The organism is Sphingomonas sp. PAMC 26617 (assembly GCF_000242835.1).
In the GTDB taxonomy this organism is placed as follows: domain Bacteria; phylum Pseudomonadota; class Alphaproteobacteria; order Sphingomonadales; family Sphingomonadaceae; genus Sphingomonas.
Genome location: NZ_JH594426.1, coordinates 268,108 through 289,928 on the forward strand (window position 1 = coordinate 268,108; position 21,821 = coordinate 289,928).

At 60.8% G+C, this 21,821-nt stretch carries 20 protein-coding genes and 1 pseudogene; 6 read left to right on the forward strand and 15 right to left on the reverse strand.

From position 1 onward, the window contains the following. Positions 1 to 285: 285 nt before the first annotated feature. Positions 286 to 3,189: pseudogene (locus tag RH91_RS23645) on the reverse strand (Tn3 family transposase). Positions 3,190 to 3,318: 129 nt separating this feature from the next. Here RH91_RS23645 and RH91_RS19940 point away from each other — a divergent pair. Both RH91_RS19940 and RH91_RS19945 read left to right on the forward strand, forming a co-directional pair. After that, on the forward strand, positions 3,319 to 3,945 hold the full coding sequence (locus RH91_RS19940; RefSeq protein ID WP_029624119.1) for a recombinase family protein: 627 nt from the start codon (positions 3,319 to 3,321) through the stop codon (positions 3,943 to 3,945). Positions 3,946 to 4,080: 135 nt separating this feature from the next. Next, positions 4,081 to 4,509: a GNAT family N-acetyltransferase gene (locus tag RH91_RS19945; RefSeq protein ID WP_029624120.1), complete on the forward strand. Its 429-nt coding sequence runs from the start codon at positions 4,081 to 4,083 to the stop codon at positions 4,507 to 4,509. Positions 4,510 to 4,895: 386 nt separating this feature from the next. Here the strand turns inward: RH91_RS19945 and RH91_RS22895 are convergent, their stop codons facing one another. From RH91_RS22895 to RH91_RS19995, 11 genes are all read right to left on the reverse strand, one after another. After that, on the reverse strand, positions 4,896 to 6,194 hold the full coding sequence (locus tag RH91_RS22895) for a hypothetical protein (RefSeq protein WP_198283316.1): 1,299 nt from the start codon (positions 6,192 to 6,194) through the stop codon (positions 4,896 to 4,898). After that, positions 6,128 to 6,955 (reverse strand): AAA family ATPase, encoded by an 828-nt coding sequence (locus tag RH91_RS22900; RefSeq protein ID WP_198283317.1) that lies wholly within the window; start codon positions 6,953 to 6,955, stop codon positions 6,128 to 6,130. The genes RH91_RS22895 and RH91_RS22900 overlap by 67 nt, the downstream gene beginning before the upstream one ends. Further along, on the reverse strand, positions 6,952 to 7,320 hold the full coding sequence (locus RH91_RS19955; RefSeq protein WP_010165130.1) for a hypothetical protein: 369 nt from the start codon (positions 7,318 to 7,320) through the stop codon (positions 6,952 to 6,954). Before RH91_RS19955 ends, RH91_RS22900 begins: the two co-directional genes overlap by 4 nt. 161 nt (positions 7,321 to 7,481) lie before the next feature. Further along, complete coding sequence (locus RH91_RS19960; protein WP_010165131.1) at positions 7,482 to 8,801, reverse strand: hypothetical protein; 1,320 nt, start codon at positions 8,799 to 8,801, stop codon at positions 7,482 to 7,484. Positions 8,802 to 8,932: 131 nt separating this feature from the next. Further along, complete coding sequence (locus RH91_RS19965) at positions 8,933 to 9,796, reverse strand: bacteriophage abortive infection AbiH family protein (RefSeq protein WP_010165132.1); 864 nt, start codon at positions 9,794 to 9,796, stop codon at positions 8,933 to 8,935. 98 nt (positions 9,797 to 9,894) lie between these two features. Beyond that, the gene (locus RH91_RS19970; RefSeq protein ID WP_010165133.1) at positions 9,895 to 10,152 is read right to left on the reverse strand and encodes a hypothetical protein; all 258 of its coding nucleotides are present in this window, start codon (positions 10,150 to 10,152) and stop codon (positions 9,895 to 9,897) included. A 1-nt stretch (position 10,153) separates the two neighbouring features. Continuing rightward, positions 10,154 to 10,486: a BrnA antitoxin family protein gene (locus tag RH91_RS19975; protein WP_010165135.1), complete on the reverse strand. Its 333-nt coding sequence runs from the start codon at positions 10,484 to 10,486 to the stop codon at positions 10,154 to 10,156. Continuing rightward, positions 10,467 to 10,772: a BrnT family toxin gene (locus tag RH91_RS21910; protein WP_010165137.1), complete on the reverse strand. Its 306-nt coding sequence runs from the start codon at positions 10,770 to 10,772 to the stop codon at positions 10,467 to 10,469. Before RH91_RS21910 ends, RH91_RS19975 begins: the two co-directional genes overlap by 20 nt. 360 nt (positions 10,773 to 11,132) lie before the next feature. Further along, positions 11,133 to 12,224, reverse strand: a complete 1,092-nt coding sequence (locus RH91_RS19985) for a hypothetical protein (RefSeq protein ID WP_010165138.1) — start codon at positions 12,222 to 12,224, stop codon at positions 11,133 to 11,135. Next, entirely contained in the window at positions 12,221 to 13,705 is a 1,485-nt protein-coding gene (locus tag RH91_RS19990) for a relaxase/mobilization nuclease domain-containing protein (protein ID WP_010165139.1), read from the reverse strand. The genes RH91_RS19985 and RH91_RS19990 overlap by 4 nt, the downstream gene beginning before the upstream one ends. Before the next feature lie 32 nt (positions 13,706 to 13,737). Beyond that, positions 13,738 to 14,319 carry a ribbon-helix-helix protein, CopG family gene (locus RH91_RS19995; protein WP_010165140.1) on the reverse strand — a complete coding sequence of 194 codons (582 nt, stop codon included), beginning with the start codon at positions 14,317 to 14,319 and terminating at the stop codon, positions 13,738 to 13,740. A 341-nt stretch (positions 14,320 to 14,660) separates the two neighbouring features. On the opposite strand from RH91_RS19995, the gene RH91_RS20000 reads away from it, so the two are divergent. Then, positions 14,661 to 14,951 (forward strand): hypothetical protein, encoded by a 291-nt coding sequence (locus RH91_RS20000; RefSeq protein ID WP_029624127.1) that lies wholly within the window; start codon positions 14,661 to 14,663, stop codon positions 14,949 to 14,951. 21 nt (positions 14,952 to 14,972) lie between these two features. Here the strand turns inward: RH91_RS20000 and RH91_RS20005 are convergent, their stop codons facing one another. From RH91_RS20005 to RH91_RS20015, 3 genes are all read right to left on the reverse strand, one after another. Continuing rightward, positions 14,973 to 15,845, reverse strand: a complete 873-nt coding sequence (locus RH91_RS20005) for a DUF4238 domain-containing protein (RefSeq protein WP_081469599.1) — start codon at positions 15,843 to 15,845, stop codon at positions 14,973 to 14,975. 109 nt (positions 15,846 to 15,954) lie between these two features. After that, the gene (locus RH91_RS20010) at positions 15,955 to 16,338 is read right to left on the reverse strand and encodes a hypothetical protein (protein WP_010165144.1); all 384 of its coding nucleotides are present in this window, start codon (positions 16,336 to 16,338) and stop codon (positions 15,955 to 15,957) included. Continuing rightward, on the reverse strand, positions 16,335 to 17,018 hold the full coding sequence (locus RH91_RS20015) for an AAA family ATPase (RefSeq protein ID WP_037479960.1): 684 nt from the start codon (positions 17,016 to 17,018) through the stop codon (positions 16,335 to 16,337). The genes RH91_RS20010 and RH91_RS20015 overlap by 4 nt, the downstream gene beginning before the upstream one ends. 556 nt (positions 17,019 to 17,574) lie before the next feature. On the opposite strand from RH91_RS20015, the gene RH91_RS22675 reads away from it, so the two are divergent. The 3 genes from RH91_RS22675 (at position 17,575) to RH91_RS20030 (ending at position 21,765) form a co-directional block, all read left to right on the forward strand. Then, positions 17,575 to 17,745, forward strand: a complete 171-nt coding sequence (locus tag RH91_RS22675) for a hypothetical protein (protein ID WP_157137049.1) — start codon at positions 17,575 to 17,577, stop codon at positions 17,743 to 17,745. 544 nt (positions 17,746 to 18,289) lie between these two features. Beyond that, positions 18,290 to 20,212 carry a TIR domain-containing protein gene (locus RH91_RS20025; RefSeq protein ID WP_010165148.1) on the forward strand — a complete coding sequence of 641 codons (1,923 nt, stop codon included), beginning with the start codon at positions 18,290 to 18,292 and terminating at the stop codon, positions 20,210 to 20,212. Then, positions 20,209 to 21,765 (forward strand): argonaute/piwi family protein, encoded by a 1,557-nt coding sequence (locus RH91_RS20030; protein ID WP_010165149.1) that lies wholly within the window; start codon positions 20,209 to 20,211, stop codon positions 21,763 to 21,765. The genes RH91_RS20025 and RH91_RS20030 overlap by 4 nt, the downstream gene beginning before the upstream one ends. Positions 21,766 to 21,821 lie beyond the last annotated feature (56 nt).

A 21,821-nucleotide genomic window follows, 5' to 3' on the forward strand; every position in this document is an offset into this window, starting at 1 on the left:
GGACAGAAACGGACCTAATAAACGAATGTCCGCCCTTGGGCGACTGCGGAATGGCCGCTTCTCTCCCAGAAAGCTGCCGTCGCAGAAGAAACTCCTTTTGTAACGTCGGTTGAGACCGCTTTCAGGGTCATTGAAATGCCCTACGAATAGCAAAGTCTGGGCGTGTCCGGTCCGTCGGCTTCAGTGTTCGAAAGCTGCCGGTCAGCTTTCGGAAAAGATCGTCGCGCTCGGGGCGTCTTAACATCGCCACCTGGGGACCGGTGAGAGGATGTTTGAAAACGTACGCTAAGCGTCCCGGCCGGTTTGATGGAGGCGCAAGGGCCTGAACCGCTCGCGAGGCTTGTCCATCTCGGTCCACAGATAGTCGCCGGTCAGACCGATATGCTCCCAACCCAATGGCGCGACGTGCGCGAGCAGTTCGTCCGGCACTTCGACGCCGCTGCCGCGCAGATGCCGGACAGGGCGGTCGAGATAGACGGTGTTCCAGAGGGTGACGGCTGCGGTGAGCAGCGTCAGGCCGGAGGCACGATGGCGCTGGTTCTCGAAAGTGCGGTCGCGCAATTCGCCGAGGCGGTTGAAGAAGATGGCGCGGGCTAGCGCGTTGCGGGCCTCGCCCTTGTTCAGGATGCTGCCAGTACGGCGTCGCTGTTCGGGATCGTCGAACCAGTCGAGCATGAACAGAGTGCGCTCGATCCGCCCGACCTCGCGTAGCGCGCGGGCGACTGGGTTTTGACGCGGAAAACCTGCCAGCTTGCGCAGCATGACCGAAGCGCGGACGTTGACCGGCCCTGCGACGAGCGGGCGTAGCGTCGGCCAGGGTTCGAGCGATGACAGGCCATAGAGCCGGCGTTCGTTGAGGTCGCGGATGCGCGGCGCGAAGCGGAAGCCGAGCAGGTGGCACAGACCGAAGACATGATCGACCGCCCCTGCCGTGTCGGTCGCATGTTCGCGGATTATCAGCTCGCTTTCATAGTCGAGCAGGCCATCGAGGACGTGCGCGGCCTCGCCGGCATTGGCTGCGATGACCTTGGTGTGGAATGGCGTGAAGCGGTCGGTGATATGGGTGTAGAACAGCACGCCGGGATCGGTGCCATAGCGGGCGTTGCGATCGGCGCGCGCCTCGCCCTGACCGCCGGCACGGAAGAACTGCCCGTCCGACGACGATGTGTCGCCCGGTCCCCAGACCTGGGCGAGCGGATGCTCGGTGTGGCAATCGACGATCGCCGCCAGCGCCGACAGATAGGTTTCGTCGCGCACATGCCGTTCCGCCGTCCAGCGCAGGCGGGACAGCGTCAGCCCACGCGAGCTTTCTGCCATGCGCCCGAGGCCCAGGTTGGTCGCATCGGCGAGGATCGTACCCATCAGCGCGGACTGGTCGGAGGCCGGCTCGCCGCTGCGAGCATGGACGAAACGGTCGGCGAAGCCCGACCATGCGGCGACCTCCACCAGCAGGTCGGTGACCCGGACACGCGGCAGCATCGCGTAGAGCCGGGCCTTCAGTGCCTCGACGTCGTTGGATGGCGTTCGACGGATCGGCGAAATTACTAACTGACCGCGCTCAATCGTCACGTCGACCAGCTCGCCGGTCGCGGCTGCGCGTTCCACCTCGGTCATACGCTAGTTCATCAGGGTGCGACGATCCTCATACCAATCGGCGAAACCAGACGACACGGCCAAGCGCAGATTGCCATTGGCGCGCATCGTTTCGAACGCGGGCACCGGCAACAGGTAATCGTCGAGCGTGCGATAGGCGCGGCTGCCGTCCACCCAGATGCTGCCCGAACCGAGCCGTTCGCGCAGATGGACGATCACGGCGATCTCGTAAGTGCGGCGGTCGATCGTCCCTTCGGCCGGCTGCACGACCTTGCGCCAGCGCGGCTTAATGAAGCTGGTCTGCACGCGCTTCGGCAGGACCGAGCGGCCGTCGCGGTACATCGTCCGTAGAGCCTTGATCGCGCTGAGCAGCGGATCACCCGACCGCGCGGTGCGGAAGGTGAAGGCGGCGAGGAATGTCGGAGCGAACCGCCGCACGGCAGAGTAGCGCTCGACCACTTCCTCCAGACCGTCATCGGCCGCGCACGTCAGATCCTCGGCGAAGCGGATGCTGCTTTCGAGCTGATCCCAGCCCACCCGGTCATCGATCATGCGAAAGGCGTCGCGCCCGCTCGCGCGAGCATCGACAAGCAGCCGGCCAAGCCGGGCATGGAAGCGTGCCGTATCCTTCAGCAGCCGCGCCTGCCCGAGCAGCCGGTCGGAGCGGGTGCGATCGGCGCGGCGGAACAGCGCACCCACCATCTTCTCGACCATCACCAGTGCCGCGTCGGTCAGCGCCGCCCCCATCTCGATCATAGCTGCAACGAGCATCGCGAGCCGGCGCGGACGTTCGAGACGGCGCAGATGCTGCGCGGTGACGATGCCAGCGGTCCGTGCGATAACGGCATAGCGAGCGGCATGGATGCGCCGCGCCCGATCGGCTGGGATCTCGATGCCGCGCACCGTGTCGAGCCGCTCGACGATGCCTTTCAGGTTCGACGCCGATGGTGCTTCCGGCCATTCGCGTATCCGTCCAAGCCGGGTGCGACCATTGTCGTCCGATGCGATCAGGCGTTCGAGCGCTGCTTCCTGATCGGCCGGGCAGTCGCGGATCAGTCCGGCATGCGCGGCCTTGCGTGCCTGCGCCCGCACGATGAGGGCGAGCCGTTCCAGCGTCGATGCCGCGGGCAGCACGATCCGGTCGAGCCGCAGGCGATCGACCATGCCAGCGACGATTGCATCGCCACGATCGGTCGAAGTGGCGATCTCCGATCCCAGCGCCAGCATCAATCGCGCTTCTGCTCGGTCGAAGGCACGCAGACCGAGATACGCTTCAACCTCGGCACGATGCTCGCGCAGCGTCGTCGCGCGCGCAGAATAGTCGGCGAAGTCGTCGGTTCGGCAACCGATCTGGTCGGCGAGCAGCGACAGCATAGCCGCAGGCACCGCCTCACCCGGCAGCAGGCTCCGTCCCGGATGATACAGGTAGCAGAGCTGCACCGCATAGCAGAGCCGGTTCGGTCCGCGCCGGCGCCGCGCCACCTGTCCGAGGTCATCGGGGCCGAGCGTATAGAGCCGTTCGATCGTTGCCCGATCGGCAGGCGGATCGAAGATCGCGCTACGCTGCGCGGGCGACAATATGGTCCTGGACGGCATCGGCTTCCTGTTCGTCACGCAACAGGCAAGCAGCCCTGTTCAAGGAGCATAGACCACAAGACGGGTTATGTGACATTATGGCGATCGATCGACGGGCAATGCAGCTCCGTCACGCAGACGGACGTATATGTGACAACTCAAATTGGTTACGCGCGGGTGTCCAAGGCGGACGGCAGCCAGGTCCACGATCTTCAGCGCGACGCGCTGATCGCGGCTGGCGTCGATCCCGACCATATCTATGAGGACTCTGCGTCGGGCCGGCTCGACAAGCGGCCGGGGCTGGACGCCTGCCTGAAGGCGCTGCGTCGCGATGACACGCTCATCATCTGGAAGCTCGACCGGCTAGGGCGAGATCTGCGCCACCTCGTCAACACGGTCGGCGACCTGACGAAGCGCGGCATCGGGTTGAAGGTGCTGGCGGGCGAAGGCGCGTCGATTGACACCACCACCGCCAACGGCCGCCTGGTGTTCGCGATCTTCGCCGGCCTTGCCGAGTTCGAGCGCGAACTGATCATCGAGCATACCCGAGCCGGTCTGGCGTCCGCACGCGCACGCGGTCGACATGGCGGGCGTCCGTTCAAGATGACGCCAGCCAAGCTGCGCCTCGCACAGGCAGCTATGAGCAAGCCGGAGACAAAGGTCGCCGAGCTGTGCGCCGAGCTCGGAATTACACGCCAGACCCTCTACCGACACGTCACGCCAAAAGGGGAGATCAGGCCCGATGGCGAGAAGCTCCTCGTCCAACGCGCCCGGTAGGTGCCAAAACGGTCGGACGGCCGTCGCCCAATTCACGCCGCAGGGGTGCCATTGCAACGCGTCCGAAAGCGGTCGCCCAAATGCTGCCCGATTTCTTGGCGAAGAACCGACTGCTACTCGGAAGACAGGATCAACATGAAGGCCGTTCTAACCGTATGTGATGCTCCTACGGACTTGATCCGGGACGCTATCTTGAACCCTCTGGCACAATTTAATGCCGAAAACGGCTACCCTGCTGACCCGCAGCCTGTTGCCATCACCCTCAACAGCGATGATGGGGCCGTCATCGGGGGGCTGTGGGGCAAAACTGTTTATGACTGGCTATTTGTCGATTATCTCGTTGTGCCGGCTTCTTTGCAAGGACAGGACTTCGGCGCTCAGTTGATGGCATCAGCGGAAGAGATCGCGATTGAGCGCGGGTGCGTCGGGTCATGGCTGACCACCTTCACGTTTCAGGCCCGCGGCTTCTACGAGAAGCTTGGATACGAGGTATTTGGGACGCTCGACAAATCCCCTCGCGACAATGTCCGCGTTTTCCTCCGCAAGTGCCTAAAGCCGGCCTGACGGTTTCCCACTAGGCCCGGCCCCTACAGGCCGCGCGCCTTAGCGTACGTTTTCGAACATCCTCTCACCGGTCCCCGACAAGGGCGCGGTAGCGATTGCGGGCGGGAAAAAGGACCGTCGCAAGCAAGATGCTTTATACGTTAGGATCGGATCCAACGGGCAGTTGGCATCAACGCCAAAGATCATAACCGGCGCAGAAGTCTCTACCGAGCTGGAAAGGACTGCCCGCTACATCACCTTCTCCGAAGCGTTGATCGCAACGGAAGAACGTCAGGGTTTGACAGGGCCCGTTTCGCTAAAGTGACAGCGGCGCTGCGGCTTCTTTTTGAAGCCGCTGACAGTCGGAAACCTTAGATTTTTCTGCCTACGCAGCCTTGCTTTCCGTATCACGCAGACGCCTGGACCCCGTCGAACTGGCGTAGAATGCCGGGAAGCATGGAAGGAATCTCTGCGCGTGTGATCACCGCAGCGGCGCCGCTCTCATCGAAGTCGATCGTGAACCTACGGCCACTTTGCTCCGGCGAGCTGAGCAATCTGCGACACAGCAGATCGGCGAGCGCCTCATCTTCGACCGCTACCACAACCTGTCGGCCAGCCATCCTCAACGAGGAAAGCACCTCGACTAGCTGCAGCGCTCTGAAATCATCAATGTGCTGAACGGGGTCATCCAGCATGAGTGTGGTCCACCGAGCCCACGGCCTCGCAAGATGGACCGATAGCAGGAAGGCTAGTCCGGCCGCCCGACGTTGTCCGCTGCTGAAAACGAACTGGGGATTAAGGTCGTCACCGACCTTGAGGCTGAGAAATCGTCGGACGTCGCCACGGATGCTGTAATCGATGCTGCGCCAGTTGGCGTGCGGACGAAGCCTTTGATAGATTTCGTTGAGGAGCGGACTAATCCGAGCCAGCCTTTCATCAACGATCTCGCCGGAAGAACGCCGGACACTCTTCTCAAGCGACTTAGCTGATGCCAGGGCGCGTTGAGCTCGCGCCAACTCGTCGGCGGATGCATCCGCTTGTCGCCGCAAGATCGCTACGCGTGCATCCACGGACGTCAGCGCATCCACAGCGCGCGACGCTTCCAGGGCCTGGAGCGCCCGCTCGAGCTCAACAAGCTGCTCACGTTCCGCCCGAAGTTCATGGTCCAAAGCCTCTGGATCTGCCGCGTTGGTCGGGGTGATCCCATAGCGCTCGAAAATCTCGATGTGAGCCTCCTCGCGCGCGCGAAGGGTGCGAAGCTCCTGCTCGTTCCCGTCCCAAACGGTCCGCGCCTCGGCCATCTGCTTTTCTGCTTCAGCACTCGCCTGCCGAGCGATAGCGAGAACCTCTCGCGCTTGATTGACTCCAGCAGCGAGGCCATCGATCCGTGCCCGGGCGCGGGCGATGCCCTCAGCGAATTCAGTATCGGTCCGTTCAGCCGCGCGAAGTGGGCAGCGATCGTCATGACGGCCTAACGCCTCACCGTGTTCGACAAGGATAGAGAGTGACGCGGCGATCTCGCTCGCCGTCGCCTCAACCTCATAGGCGCGTATGGCGATCTCGGTTTCCGCGCCAAGTCGATTGAACGCAGCGGTGGCTGCATCCAGGGCCTCTTTCGCGCTCTGTCTGCGGGCAACCGCTACGGGCGAGTGGTACGCGTTCTGATGCGCCCTGACTTCGTGACCTTCGAAAGCGGCGAGGCCCAATCCTTCGAGCCGACGCCGGCGGCCGGGAAGGCTGCGCTGAGCGACGTCCAGCCGCTGAGCGAGCTCTCCAGTTTCGGAGGGAACCGCCCGGTCGAGGACGCCATCGCCGCCGATACGTCGGTGCTTTGGTTCGCGGCGTCGTTGGCTTCGGAAAGTTGAACCAGCCCCCCCTGCAGGAGCGACCGCGCCTGGGTGTACGACGCCTCGACGCGCTCACAGGCGGCCTCTGCCAGCGTGACGACCGACTTCGCCTTGGAGGCTAGATCCGCGCCCTCGACAGAACCAAGTGCTGCCCGAACGAGTTCGAAGCGTTGAGTTTCACTGAGATCGAGGCTGAGGCTGGCGATCCACTCATCTCGGATTACTGATGTCTTGCAGAGCTGCCGGAGCGGGTCATCCGGCGCGGCCCCTTGGCAGAGGTAGGCCTGTATTTCGTCCGGCGTCTTGTCTGCGCCGCCATCGCGAGAGCGCGTGATCGTGAAAGGCTTGTCGTCGTCTCCAAGGAACGATGCCGTCACATAATATTCGTTCGGCGATCCCTCGCCCCGCCACCATAGGTAGTCACGGACCGTTTCCTTTGCGGCGGATTCGACGGTGTATTTCGAGATTTCGCCTAGGATCGCAAACTCTACCGCATCACACAGCGTGCTTTTGCCGACCCCGTTCCGCCCGGTGAGGACGGTGAAGCCCGCACCGAAGTCCACACGAACTTTCTCACGAAAGCCCCGAAATCCGCAAACTTCGATATAATCGAGCCTCATGCGGGGCTGCCCAATATCTCGACCACATTTTGCGGAGACAGATCGCCAAGAAATGCGTTCAGCGCATCGACAGGTACATCCTTCGCCCGCGCGCGCAGCCGATCAGCTATGTCAGCATTCTCAAGCAGCGGCTGAGATCTAATCGGTCCAAGTGACATCAGCACGTTCGAAAGGTCTTCCGTCGTCTGGACACCGGTCCGGGCGATTTTACGCGTGAGGCTAAAATTCTCTTCCAGTTTCTCGACCGACCGCTGCAGCTTCGGGGCGAGTTCGGAGGTCAAAAAGACCGAATAAACGTTCCACGCTTTTGTGCCTGCCGCACGCAGGCCAGCGGCGTGGCGTGCAAGCACCTGCTGCTGCGCCATTTCCCAACCATCGAGAAGGTCCCGAGCAGTACCGAAAACATGTACGAACCCGACCAAGGTTGCATTTTCAAAGCATATGATTGGCGGTGACGCACCCGTCCAGGGCCAGGTAGCGTATCCTGCCTCACGGAGGAAAATCTCGGATTGTGTCCCAATATCCATCAGACGGCCAATTCCGCGCGTGCGCCTTCGAGGTCGTACCAGTTGCCCATAGCTGCAGGGCGGATGAAGCTGCCAGCGGTTCCTGGGCGGACCACGCTCCCCGGCAGAGGCAGACTGATCGCGCCCGCCGCGACAACGACGTCGGTCGGAGCGACCGCCGGTGCTTCAACAAATCTCGTTCGCAGCTGGCTGAGTACCGCTCCGGCACCGTTTAGGACCCGAATTGACCTGCCGCCGAGATCGTAGCCTAGTTCCATCGGCGTGGCTCCAGCCTGCCTCAGCAGCAAATGGAAAACTCCTACCACTTCGCATTGGCTGGGCCTTGATCGGCTAGCTGGCTGCCCAGCCGGGACACCCTCGGCATCGCGTCGCAGGCCATACAACGTCTCGTTATCGAAATCAGGCGGCTCGAGCCAAGCAGGGTTACAAGCTGCTCCAAGCGCTGCTTCGAACGCAGGCCTGCCAGCGGCAAGAATCCCGCGGAGATAGTTCTGAGAGAAAGCTTTTCGAAGCTCAGCGAGCGCCTCCGCGCCCGACTCCTGCAAATGCGTGAATTCGACCTGGGGCCCGTGAGCAAGCGCCCACAGGTCCTCTGCTTTGGCCTTCAGATTTGCCTCATCCGATGGGTCGATAACGGTGACGGAGAGTGGCGAGATGCCATCTAGAACCGAGCCCAGAAGGTCATTCAAGTACGCCCAGTCTGACCAAAAGCCGACCACGAGGAGATCCTTCTGGCGAAGGTTAGCCGCCATCCACGTCTTACTTTTCTCGATGCGATCGGCGATCGGTTGTTCAAGCAGCTGCGACGGCGCCCATACTGTAGCCGGTCGATCGCGCGTGGCACAGCCGTGGAATTTCAACAGCGGACTTTGGGTCCGGACTCGCGCCGTGGCCTCATCTCCATCCAACGAATTTTGAAAGTCGAAGCCGTTCGCGACTGCGGACTGCTCGATCAGCATGTCATAGTTCGCTGACAAGGCGGCTGCCGCTGCTCGGGTTACAAGGAAGTCTGCAACTGCGGCATGTCCCTTGTTCGGCGGCTTCACGAACATGTGCCACGGCACTAAGCTTTCAATAAACACGGAATGCAGAGTGTGGAGGTCCGCAAAATACTGCGCGAACGCTTCAAGGTCGTGCCGCATAGCTGGATCGCATGCCGGATCCGTCTCGATCACATATTTGTCGAAGCTAGCCTCAGAGACGCGCCAGGCGGCCGGCAAACTGCTGGGCGCTGCCATCGAGAGGCCTGCGCCGCACACGACGACAAGCCGACCCGCGTGCATCGACGCCAGAAGCTTTGCTTTCGTGTCCGCGTCCAACCGCTTGCCTCTCCCCGCACTCAACGCACTATAACCTTAAGCGGAGAGTTGGCGAGCCTGATGGTAGGACATCGTCTATGTGGCTGTAAGTTGTGCGAGCTGTCCGACACGACGATTCCGCGGTGCTCGGATCACATGCGATCCATAGGCAAAAATCGAAAGCGCTGAGCGGGGATCCCGAGGCTTGCCAAGCGCTGTTCGCGCAGCTCCAGGTCGTTGAAGACGCTAATCGTCCAAAGGGCATTCGGATCGGTCCGGCGCTCGATCTCGTAGAGATAGGCTGCATCGACGGGGGCGAGGCTGTGCCCCATCACGAGCACCTCAGAGATGTCTCCTAACGCTTCAAAGAAGCCGGAATTGCGAGCGATCAGATCGTCGGTCTGCTTGAATGTGGCCGCAAAGAAGTCGTCGATGTAGGAGATCCCGTCGCGGATGCGCCAGTCGTCGTCTGGCCCTTCCGTCCCGAAGTTGCGACTGTCTTCGGGCTCGCGTTCCCAGCCATGTCCGAGAACAAGATCCTCATTCGCTCGCTCGATCGAGCCATGGATATGCAGGATGCGCGAGGGCGGAACGCCATATACCCGTCTGAGTGTGCTCGTGTAGTTGAACGACAGGAATCGAGCGCTCGGATCGATCGTGAGAGGGCGGCCGACCTCAGGGCGCTGGGGGATGTGCAGGCCGCGCACCCAATCGGTGAAATGGGTCTTCAGTCTTGTCGATAGGGCCTCGGCGATCTGCTGAAGCTCGTATTGGAAATCCCCGTGGCGCTCGTCGCTGTGAAATTGCGAGGCATAGTCGATCGCCTGATCCTCATCGAACTCCACAAGACGCTGCTCGAAATCCGCCCATCCGTTGCCACCTACGGGGAGAAACTCTTCTGCTATCCGGAACGTCGTTGGATCGGCATCGCGCAGGTAGGCCGCGAAATCGCGATAATCGGACGGGATGCCGTGGTACCGGTCGAAACCGTTGCCGATGACATAGAGCCGGCTCACTTTTCCCGCTGTTCAGGCCGATGCGCCAAATGATCCGCGTCGCGTGACAAACGCGTCAGATCTTTCGTTTGAGCATGGCGCGCCGAGACCACCCGCTCCTACCAGAGCGTGCGGCGAACGATGGAGCCGGGATCGACACGCGTGTAATCGTACTCCCGCTGATACTCGCGCGCCGCAATGTCGACGTCGTGCCGAGCTGGTCCTCCCGGCACGAAACACCTAATGTCGCGCTTGCCGCCCTCCTGCGCGTCGACGACAGGCTTGGACCAGGGATTGTCATCCACCATCGGCCCTTCGACCGAGAAGATGCGGTTGTCGTGGTCGGCCACGATCAGGACGAAGGGTTCGATGGCCATCTCAGGCGCGGCGCCGCTGTTTGACGGTTGCCAGCATCTCGCGACGTAGGATCGCATTCATGCGAGCCTGATAGCCCTTGCCGGCCGACTTCAGCCAAGCAAGCACGTCGGCGTCGAGACGGGCGGTCACCTGCTGTTTGATCGGCTTATAGAAGCGGCCGCGCTGGGCGTTCTGCCAGAACTCCTCGGGCAACGCCGGCGCGTCGCTATAATCGATCTCGCTATCCGGCATCGCTTCCAATGTGACCAGCTCGGCCTTCTGCGCCTCGCTCAACGGGGGCAGATTGCCCGGATCAAGCTCGAAGCGAACGATATCATCGCCGTTCTTCTTCATACCACTTCCTTTCCGTCCGTTCGGCTCGCCGGGCCGATATGATGTGGATGACCTCGACATATTCATCATTGTCGCCCTCTTCGGCGACGGTGTGAGCCACGAGGAGAAGGAGATGCCCTTCCACGAGGCCGATGGTCTGCCAGCGCTGTTCGCCACCTTCTATTCGATCCTGCTCGCTCAAGGCGAACGGATCAGCGAACGCTCGCGCAGCGGTCTCGAAGCTGACTTTATGCTTCTTCAGATTGCTTTCGGCCTTCGCGGCGTTCCACGTAAAGCGCGTTGGCATGCCAAAAACATAATTACATTTTTGGCATTATTCAAGGCCCCGTAAACATGAAGCCTCCTATCCGCCGGGACTCGATTCTCGAGAGATTTCGGCGAAAAGCCGCAACGCAAGGATGTCGGCCGCGACAGGTGACTCGAAGTTCGACACGGTCACGCCAACCTTCCCTACGACTCGATGCGCTGCGATTGCCGGTTTCCCCTATCCTGCGACGCCGAGTTCGGGACTGGCTGAATCGCTTCGACGACACCTCTAGTCTTCCGTTTTACGACATGGATGTCGGAGTGGCCTTCGCAGAGTTCCTCACTGATCTCGCACGCGTGGGCGCAGGTCTGAGGCCGGGCTTCAGCGGCGACCGTCGCGCTAGCGATCTTTGCTGGGCTCGACCGTGATTCCACGCTCACGTTGCTCGGCAGGTCGGCCGTCCCCGAGCTTGGGCCGTTCGCCTAGTCCGATGCGCTTGGCTAAGTCGCGATGGAGCGCTTTCAGCTCGGGCGGCGCGTCATCCTTCTCGGACAGGCCCATCTTGCTCTCCAAGGCGTCGAAAACATCGACCGCGCCGGCCAGTTCGGGCTCGGCATACAGTGCCGCGCTTTCTCCTGCTCGCCATAGCTCGGCAAGCTCCTGTGATCGTTCAAAGCCGGTCGCTGCCGATCGGTCTGTCGCCCGCGTCGTCGTGGATCGCGCAGGCGGCACCGCTCCGCGCTCTTCGATCTTGGCTCGCGTGATTGCCACAAGGCGATACCGGAGGAGGCGCGTCTGCGCTGTGTCGGTCGGGGATGGTGTCTGCTGCTTCACAAGAAGGGTAATCAGATCTTCGGTGCTGACGGCAGCGAGCGCGTTTCGCCAGTCGACCAAGGCGCGGTCGTTGGAGGTAAGGTCGGCCGGCTGGTCCAGGATGAACCGCTCCAACATCGTGTTGTCTTCGAGGTGGACTGGCAGTGGCGCCGGATGGCCCAACACGGCCGCACGCGTGAAACTGATAAGCTCGCCGGTTGTCGCAAAATCCGCGCTTTGCTGCTTGCGGCTCTCGGCGACGGCTGCGGTCAATTGCTCCGCGATAACCTCTAGGCCAGAAGCGATGTTGGCGGCGCGCCTCTGACCGGTTTCGGCGGCCTCTTGAGTCCGGAGGACATCCTGATGAAGCGCGCTGATCGCGTCGCGGCTGTGATCGGACTGATCGGCGATTCTGTCCAGGACCGGTGCAACCAGGCCGAGCCATTTGTGGGTGGCGGCGCTTCCTTCGACAGTGCTAGCAAGGATCGCTTCTTGGAATGGTAAGAGGTTCGCGATGGGAGCCAGGCCGGTGTCGATCACGTCTAGGCGACGCTGCATATCCAGCTGAGTTTCCTCAATCCGAGCATTGCTCCTGGCGAGCGCCGCCACCTCCCCTCGGAGCAAGGATACAGCGTCCATCAGGGCCGCCAGCGCAACAGCAGAAGCATCGGAACTCATCGGTCTGGTCCGTCCCTGTCCTTTGTGCGATCGCGGTCGAGCCGCTCCCGGTTGCGCTCCTCGGCCTGACGTATGATCTCGTGAGCCCTCGTGAAGTCGGTGGGCTCAGCAGGCCCGCTGATCTTCTCGGTGATGGATCGCATCCGATCACTCAGCGTACCGGCCTGATCCGGATCCTCATCCTTTCGGGGAGCGCTGCGGTTCTTCTCTACGATCTCGCGTATTGACGTTGCCACGTCGTCCGGAGGGACCGCTCCCCGCTGGCGCTGGTCCCTTGACGACTTTGTCGGAGCGTCCGGCGTGGCAGTCGCGGTGAGCCGGTCATGCAACGCCTGTAATCTATCGATGCCGGTATCAACGCGAGATGCCGATACGTCGGGGATACGAATAGGCGCGCGGACAGGCGCGGCGACGACGGGCTCCGCGTCTTTCTCGCTTGCGAGGCGCATAGCCCTGACTGAGTTGGGCTCGGGCGGCGGCATTGTCTCGACAAACCGTTCCAGGCTCTTTGCAACGAGCTGGTCGGCAGCAGAGGGCGACGCGGATAGTTCGGTGATCGAGCGAGTGTAGGTGGCGCGGATCGCTGCCTGCCGGTTCGCCAGCATAGCAAAGACCGGGTCTTCGACACCCTGCTCGCGGAGACGTTGCACACGTGCCATGCGGCTCTTGTCGATCTGCGGGACCTGCCCCTTCTCACGCATTTTTACAGCGGCGATCGGCTCATGTTTGGGGTCGATACCCCGCGCCCTGGCCGGTGTAGCGTTCGCCTCGATGCCGCGATTGCGGAGTTTCTCGGCGAAGCGTTGGCGCCAGCGGAACAGATCATCGCGGTTGGGATGGAAGCGCCGGCCGTCATGATCGCGGCGTGCAATGGTGAGATGGACGTGCGGGTGATCGCGATCAACGTGGAGCGAAGCGACCCAGGAGCGGTTCGCGAATTCTTCCCTGGCGAAGTCCAGGGCCGCACCTTTGAGACGCTCGGGATCGGTGCCCGTGGGCATCGATAGAATCATGGAAAGCGACGTCGCACCCTTGCGACGTGCATCGCCGTCCATCTCCCAATCGTTCCATTCCTTGGCGAGCAACTGCATCTCACGGCCGTCCCGAAGGATCTCGCCCTCACTCGTTTCGAGACCCAGTTCCTTCTCGTCGCCGTGACCCAGGCGACTGATGTACGCGAAGTTCGCAAGCACATGGCCGCCACCATGCTGTCGTCCTGTGACCCGTACTACCGCCTCAGGAACGCGACGCGACGTGCGCTCCGCAGCCATCACCGCACGGTTGTTCACGCGGGTGTGTGACCCTCCCCCGAACGCGTCCTTCGTCTGACTGCTCGCACGGGATCCCGTCGATGATGCCGGCTTGGGGAACATCGATGCCACGGCCATGCCGAGGATCGTGCCTCCGGCCTTCGGGCCCTTCGCGCTGCCCCCACCCGATCCCATGCGGTACTTCTTGGGCGGCGCGAAAACGCCAGCCATCGAGTCCATCGTACCGGACGAGAACCGGAAACTCACTGGCCCTGCCCTTTATCCCTGCGGGTCCAGTAGCCGATCTCGCCACCAATGGATGAAGCCAGCGAGCGCCGGGCCTCGATTAAAAGCGACCGCAAGTCGCCGCAGGTCTCAAGGAACGTACCCGCGATCCGAGCAATGTCGAGGGAGCTTTCCGGCTGGTTGGCGGCGTTCATCGCGTGGACCGCCTGGTTGATGTTTCGACCGATCGCCAGGACCTGCTTACGCACTTTACCGATCTCGGTCTGAGTGACTGGCGCAAGCCGCAGCAGCGCCGCCTTGTCCCAAAGCTGCCAACGGATTGTGCGCTTGATCCATTCGTTCCGCGTCAGTCGCATCGGTGCAGCAACGGTGTCGATGGCCTCCATCTCACTGCGGTTAAGTCGGACCGTCACCCGGATGTAGTCGTCCGGGTGCCCCCTGCCCTGCACCGGCATGACCGGCACGTCTTGGCTGTCTGGGGAGACCGCCGCAATCGTCAACGCCTTGGTGATCCAGCTACTACGCGTCTGCCCATTCGCCGCGGCGATCCGATCGATCTCTGCGGTAAGGTCATCACTCAGCCGGACCGTAACCTTCATTTCTCAAGCCCCGAGCAGCGGAACGTCATAAACCAAGGGCCGACATTGGTGCCATAAGGCATATCCTGCCATCCCTTCGCTACTATCCTCATCGGTCTTCCAAACCATACCCGCACCCTGCATCTTCTCACAGACGCGGAGCCGGGGCAACTGTCTGCCGTAGGTCCCCTCATCAGAACATCAGCCCTTCTTGGATCGCGTCGATGATCCTCAAATGTGCGCCTTCGACGCGCGCTGTTTGTTTGGGATTTAAGCGATCAGGCTCTATCAAAATCACTAGCAATCTTCGCCGTCCCCCGACATCATGCCAGCTGGTTCAGCCCACTCCAGGAGACAAGCCAATGCCGCGTTCGCCTTCTAAACTAGCCGATCTCCCGACCATTGAAATGCGCAAGAAGGCCCTACTCGCGGAGCTTGCTCAACTCGACGAGCAAGCAAAGGCCGCAGAAATCGCGGCACGCGACGCTGGCCGGCCTATTCTACTCGCTGCCCTGGAGCGCGTAAAAGTCGCCGCGATTGAGAAGTCGGACGCCAAGTCGATCGCATCGGCTATCAACCAGCATGGTGGAGCGGCAGTAGCCTTACACCTAACCTCCATCCCCCAAGCATCCGGGACAAAAGCGGAAGCTTGATCGGCTTATCGACGTTCGCACTCAATTCCGAATAGTGACCGCGACGGATGGGCGTGGCGCGCTTGCAAAATGGCTTTTGATGAACGGAACTTCTCCCTCTTCGGCATAGCCGACAAAGTGCCTGGCATGAGCGACAATCCCTTCATTTACACGATCGACCAAAAACGCCTGGGGCGTATTAAGCACCTCGTAAATGAAAGTGTCCGACGCTGCGGCGATGAAGATGCGCCTCGGTGAAATCGGCATCGCGATATACGAGTTGGGGTGCCCAAGAAACGGTAGGTTCTGAGCCGTGTGCGTGGGCCAGTCCGAGATCATGAAGCGGCGTGAGGTGTCCTTCTCGAGCGAATACCAATTCATGTCTACAAGCGCTTGGTTCAACGCCGGATCATAGATCGCCTCGCGGACCGCTTCCATCTGAAGCGCACTATAGGCGCCATCGGGAAGCGCCTCCGGTGTCGCCATTCCTAACTTGGCCTCGCTGAAGTCCGGATCCTTGAAAGCATCCACGAATTTTCCCAGACCATCAATGTCGGTGGGTGTGCGAAACCAAAGCGATATGACGAAATTCGCCCACCCTAAAACCATGGCGTCGGTCAGCTCTCCGACGCGCCCTGCCACTAAAAGCTGATGGGCATTGGCTGCTCGCTCATCGAGCTTCTTGAAGAAATTATTTTCCATTTGTTGGGCATGCTCCGGCGGCAAGCCCTGGGTGGTATAGAGCAGCGTTCTATAACCGAAGCTTTTCGGGCTGAGGCGTCCCTGTCGAACTATCCCGTCATCACGGGGCCAGCAACACGCTACCTTTCGATCGTCGCCTGCCCACGCGCGCAGAAGGAATTTTGGTATGAAGTGGTGGTCTTGCGAAGGTGCCTGCGGTTTTGATTGCGTCATTGTCACCCGATCTTCGTGCTCTCGGCTAGCCGGCGTCTTTAGCCGGTGCTTGCCTGCTTGGACGCGATCACGTGCGAGGGCGTCGTCAACGTCAGCCCCTTCTAACGGCTCATTCCTGCGGCTGTCGTTCCGTGCCGGCGTCACGCCGTCGTTCGATCAGATCCCGCATGTCCTGGATCGACTGCCAGTATGCCTTGTGACCTTGGGCGTCGGTGTAGTTTTGGAACCACTCCGCCAGTTCTTTGGGCGCGCGGACATAGATGACCTCCATTGGCGTGGCTGGAGGCTTCTGTCGGCGGCGCCCCCTGCCCTTCTGAGTGTCCTCATTCTGACCGCGATCGGTGAAGCCAAGCGCTTCACCCCTTTGCACCGCCTCTCGCTCCTTCGCAGGATCCAGCGCGATTGGTCCTGTCGGGATGCCTTCGAGATCGAGACCCGGCCTCTTAGTATCTTCTCCGCTTGTCCCCGGTTTTTTAAACCCGAAGTTGCTCATGCCTTGTACTCCACTCGCAGTGCTTCGATCACGGCTTCAGCCAAGGCTTGCGCGTTCTCTTTGGCCCTGGGGAGGCCTGATGTTTCGGTCGGACTTAACTCCCGCAGCAACGCACCGAACTCATATATGTCCCGGTAGGCGGCCCGCTCGACCAGGCCCACGCTCAGTGTCGGCAGCCCGGCCTCTTCAATCGCACTGGCAATGCGCTTGGACGTCTTCGTCGCAATCGCTGCGCTGTCTCGGCTACGTACCAACCGATACGGGATTCGGCGGCCAAGCGCTTCGCTTTCTTCCTCGATAAGTGCGACCGCCGTAGCCGCGAGTTCTGCATCAACCGGCGATTGATTGAACGGGATGAGGACCATGTGTGACCTTGCGAGAGCGCGCGACGTCATTCGTGAGGCGGCACCCTCGAGGTCGATGATAACGATGCTGTGCGTCTCAGACAGGCGCTCGATTGTTTGAATCATCTCGCCTTCGGTCGGTCGGGGGACGACTGTGTAAGGGACGCCCTTCCCCGCCTGGGTTCGCTTCGCAGCCCACTTGGCTATGATCGCGTTCGGATCAGCATCGATGACGGCTGTCTTGACTCCGTTCTCGTGGAGCTGGTCCGCGAGCACTAGCGCAAGTGTGGTTTTACCCGCTCCGCCTTTTGGATTGCCGATCGAAATTACGGACATGGAGCCCCCCATCAGAACTGCGCAGTCGCTTGCGTCATTGCTAGCGCATGCGCTTTCGCAGTCAATATCGCTATAGCTTGCTACTATCAAGCGCTTGCGCTCGGCCAATCGCTTGCACTTGCAATTGCGTCAGCCATTGCGCTTGCGCTTGCGCTAGCGCTTTTGCTTGCGCTTGCGCACGCGCTTTTACGGCTGCTTGCGAGTCCGCTTTCGGGAGTGCTATTTGTATGCAAGCAACCTGCTTGCAAGGATGCAAGCAGCGGATCATACTTCTCGTCGAGAGTTCCCCGCGCATCCTCCGAAGCGACGCTTAGGGCATGCCAATCCGCCTTCCGACACTTCTACGCCTGGTGTGCGGAGAACTGCTACCAGCCGTCGCCGGCAATACCTGCGATTGTTGCCGCGTTTCTGACGCTGCTCGCCGAAACCGGATTCGTACCGCAACGGCCGCAGCGGGCGCGGGGAGGGCGGGAGCTTTCGGCGAGACCGCTTGGACGTTCCGCGGCCGGCGTCGATTCGCCCAACCACGGCGGATGCGGCACGGCTGGACACGGCGATGTGCGCGATGCGCCGCGACAAGCGCGACGATCCAGCCGCCAAGAAGCGTCCTGCCGATGGCGACGTGCTGCACGATACGCTGCACACGATCGATGGCGAGGATCTGCGCTCATACCGCGACCGGGCGCGATCGGCGTGGCCGGTGCCTTTCGCCGCCCCGAGCTGGTAGCGATTACGGTTGGCCCTGTGTCTGATGGCACGCGCGGCCTGCTGGTGCAGGGGCCAACATCGAAGACTGACCAAGAGGGCAGGGGCAAAGCGTCGCCATTCCGGATGGTCGTCGGCTCGAGCCAGTTCGCCATTGTCGCGCCTGGTTGGCTAAAGCCGGAATCGAAGAGGGGCCAGTCTTCCGGAAGCTGACACCGCAGGGGCGGATGACAGCCGGACCGATGAGCGCACAAGGTGTGACGCTGATGGCGAAAACTCCCGCGCAAAAGGCAGCCTGAGCCCCCGGATTATTTTCCGGCCACTCGCTTAGAGCCCGGTTCCTCACTGAAGCAGGGCGGTAAAACGCTAATCTGTTCAAGATGCGCGAAGACAGCCGACATACTTCAATCGGCATGGTGGCTGAACATGTCCGCGATCGCGAGCGGTTCTGCGAACGCGCCTGCGAGGGCGTCCTATAATTTGGTCCGCCCTCTGGGCGACGTGGCGGCGGCGCTATCCTTCGGCCAAGGCTTGACGATGGTGGAAAACACCGTCTTCCATGCCCCATGGATTATGATTTTTCTAAGCTATCTCACACCGAGTTTGAAAGCTTAGCCCGTGACCTGATCGGGCGCGCCATTGATGTTCGTCTCGAAGCGTTCACTGAAGGGCCTGACGGCGGAATCGATGGTCGGTACGTGACAGAAAGCGGAGCGCTCATTCTTCAGGTCAAGCATTACCAGCGCTCACCGTTCTCAGCTCTTAAGACGACGATGACCAAAGAGCGGCCATCAATCGACCGCTTGCAGTCAAAACGCTATATCCTCGCGACCTCGGTGCCGCTCACACCAGGCAATAAGACCAGTCTGGCGACGATAATCGGGCCAACGCTGATCTCGCCTGGCGACATCTTCGGTGCAGACGATCTCGCCGCCCTTCTGCGCGAGTTTCCCGAGGTCGAGCGTGCGCATAGCAAGCTTTGGTCGGGTTCCACTACAATGCTGGAGACGGTGGTAACGGATGCCGTCAAAAAGGCATTGGCCAAACCCGGGCTACCCTCGGTGTTGGCACGGCTTCTGCCAACGCCGCCATCGGCGTCCGCCAAGCCCGATGAAGCGCCGGCCCAGCACGACGTCATCTTCTTGCTCAAAGCGAGCCCTACGGATGATGAATTTGCACTATGGCTAGCGCCCAAGCTCGAAGCGGAGGGATACCGCGTCTTTGCCGATATCCTCACCTTGCAGCCTGGCGATCGCTGGCGACGGGAGATCAACGCGGCCTTGCAATATCGCGCCGCAAAAGTCCTCCTGGTGTGTACGAATACGACGCTGGAAGATCCGCATGTCCTAGACGATCTAGAGATTGCGTTCGACGTCGCCAAGGAGCGCGGCGATAAACGCTTCATCGTCCCGCTACGTCTCGAAAGCTTCCGGAAGGTCAAAGGCCTTGGGGATGCCGTTCCCGTAGATTTCGTGCGTGGCTGGGGAGAGGGGCTGGCACTGCTGCTCGATGCCCTCAAGCGGCAAAAGGTCCCGCGTTCTGACGAACGGGTAATCGATCCCAATTGGGAAATCTTCCGCCGACGCGGTGCCATCCCGCTCGTCAACGAACCTGAGCGCCTTACCTCCAACTGGCTGCGTGTCGTCGAAGCGCCAGATGACATCCACTATTACGAGAGCAGCGGCGTGGTGGATCAGGCGACGCTGAAGCGGGCAGTTGCAGCATTCCCGTTCCCTGCTGCTCTGCACGCTGCCGGTTTCCTGTCGTTTGCCAACGAAGCTGAGATCGCAGAGGCGTTGGGGGGGGTAGGGCGGTTCCGAGCGGTACTGTCTATTCCAATCGTGGAGTTTGTCGAACACGGCTCGCGGCGACTTGGGCTGCTTCGTCAACCAGCGTCCAATATCATCAACACAATGTTCAAAGAGGCATGGTTTGGGTTCTGTCGTAAGCGCGGCCTTCTCGAGTACCGTTATTCCGGCAGCATCGGATTTCACGCTTCTCCCGGACTCGCTGCCACAGGCCAGCGGATACCGTGGGGACGGCAAGGAGATCGGCGTTCGTCGATGCTGCGCAATGCGGCCAAGGGATATATTTGGCAGTTTGGCGTCACCGCCCTGCCGACTTTTTGGCCGTTCTGGCACTTCAAACTTAAGTCGAGGGTGCTGTTCGCGGCCGACAACGGCACACCATCTGGCCTAGAAATCGATGACGCTAAGAAAATGCATCGACTTCGACGCAGCGTCTGCAAAGGGTGGCGTAACAAGCAGTGGCACGGCCGCATGCTCGCGTTTTTAGAGCTTCTGTCGGGGGAGTCGGCGTTTATTAGTCTTCCACTTTCCGCCTCGTCGGCGGTCATTATGGAGGCGGCACCTATCCTCTTTTCCTCACCGGTCAGTACGGCCCTACCTGACGTCCTCGATGCCGACGACGAGGAAGCGGATCCGAGCACGCTTGGCCGTCCAGAAACCGAGGAGGAGGTTGAGGCATGAGGTTCCCGGAAGTATTGCTGCGCGTTGAGCATATCCACGAACCCGAACTAGAGTTTGCCGGTGGCCAGCGCAGCCCCCACCCAAAAGACGGGCTATTCCTTTATGGGCCACACGCCAAACCCAAGAAGATCCGCGATATCCGGATCGGGGTAGTCGGCACCCGCGAAGGCATCGCTCACTTCCGTGCGTGGGCGTATAAACTGAGGTCGGTCGTAAGCGTGCCACCACCCGGCAAGGGCGAGAAAGCAGACCGTCTGCATCTCGCTAATTTCCCCGGCATCGACGAGGCCTTCGGTGTCACCTTCGACCCCGATGACGTAAGAACGCTCACCATAACCATCGAAGAGATTGATCGCGCCACGCGCATCGAGAACCTGAACGAGGCCGTCGAGAAAGTTGCTCACCTCTACATCGACCGGGTCAACAAGCACCTTCGTAATGAGGAAAGCAGCGTCGATGTCTGGATGCTGGTGGTGCCCGAGATCGTATATGACCGGTGCCGTCCAGGCTCTAAACGAGTGGGCTTGAAGATGGAGAAAGGGACGTTCTCCAAAAGACAAAAGCTGAAAGTTAGCCTGCCGCTATTAGCCGCTGCCGGCGTGATCGATCAGGCCAACGAGAACATCTTCGAAGACGTTCCGGACTTCCACCGACGGATCAAAGCAGAGTTTCTCAAGATTGCACCTACGCAGCTCATCCGCGAGACGACGATTGCACCGGAAGCCTTTCTCAACAGCGCCGGATATCCGTTACGCAAGACTCAAGACGCCGCTACTATCGCTTGGAACCTGGCCACTGGGCTATATTACAAATCACAGCCCACACCGCCATGGCGGCTAACGTCAGTAAGGCCGGGCGTTTGCTACATAGGGATGGTCTACAAAAGCTTGCCCAATGATCCCCAAGGGCACTCTTGCTGCGCGGCTCAGATGTTTCTCAATGAAGGCGATGGGGTGGTGTTTCGGGGCGCCAACGGGCCTTGGAAGACCGGCGACTACGAATTCCACCTTAAGCGTGACGCTGCAAAGCGGCTGCTGACGATGGTACTCGATACCTACACGGCGACCCACGGAGCACCGCCTCGCGAGTTATTCATCCACGGCCAAACCTACTTCAATGATGAGGAATGGCAGGCGTTCGTCGACGCGGCACCAGCCGAAACTAACGTCATTGGCGTTCGCATCCGCACGACTTTCGGAGACACCAAACTTTTCCGAGATGGCGACTATCCGGTCCTGCGTGGAACGGCGCTGTTGCTCGATCGGCGGACCGCCTACCTCTGGACTAACGGCTATGTCCCTCAGCTCGATACGTACATCGGTCCTGAAACGCCGAATCCCCTTCACATCACGGTCATGAGAAGCAAGGATGCGCAGCCCGATATAATGTCAGTGTTGAACGACATCATGGGTCTAACTAAAATAAATTACAATTCTTGTAACTTTAACGATGGCCTTCCCGTTACGGTTCGGTTTGCGAGGATGGTCGGTGATGTATTAACGATGGGGTCGGCGAAAGGAGAGGAACGCCAACCGTTTAAGTTTTACGTTTGAACGACTGAGACTTGCGAAACGTTAGAACTCGACCGCGCATATCCGCCAGACAGGGC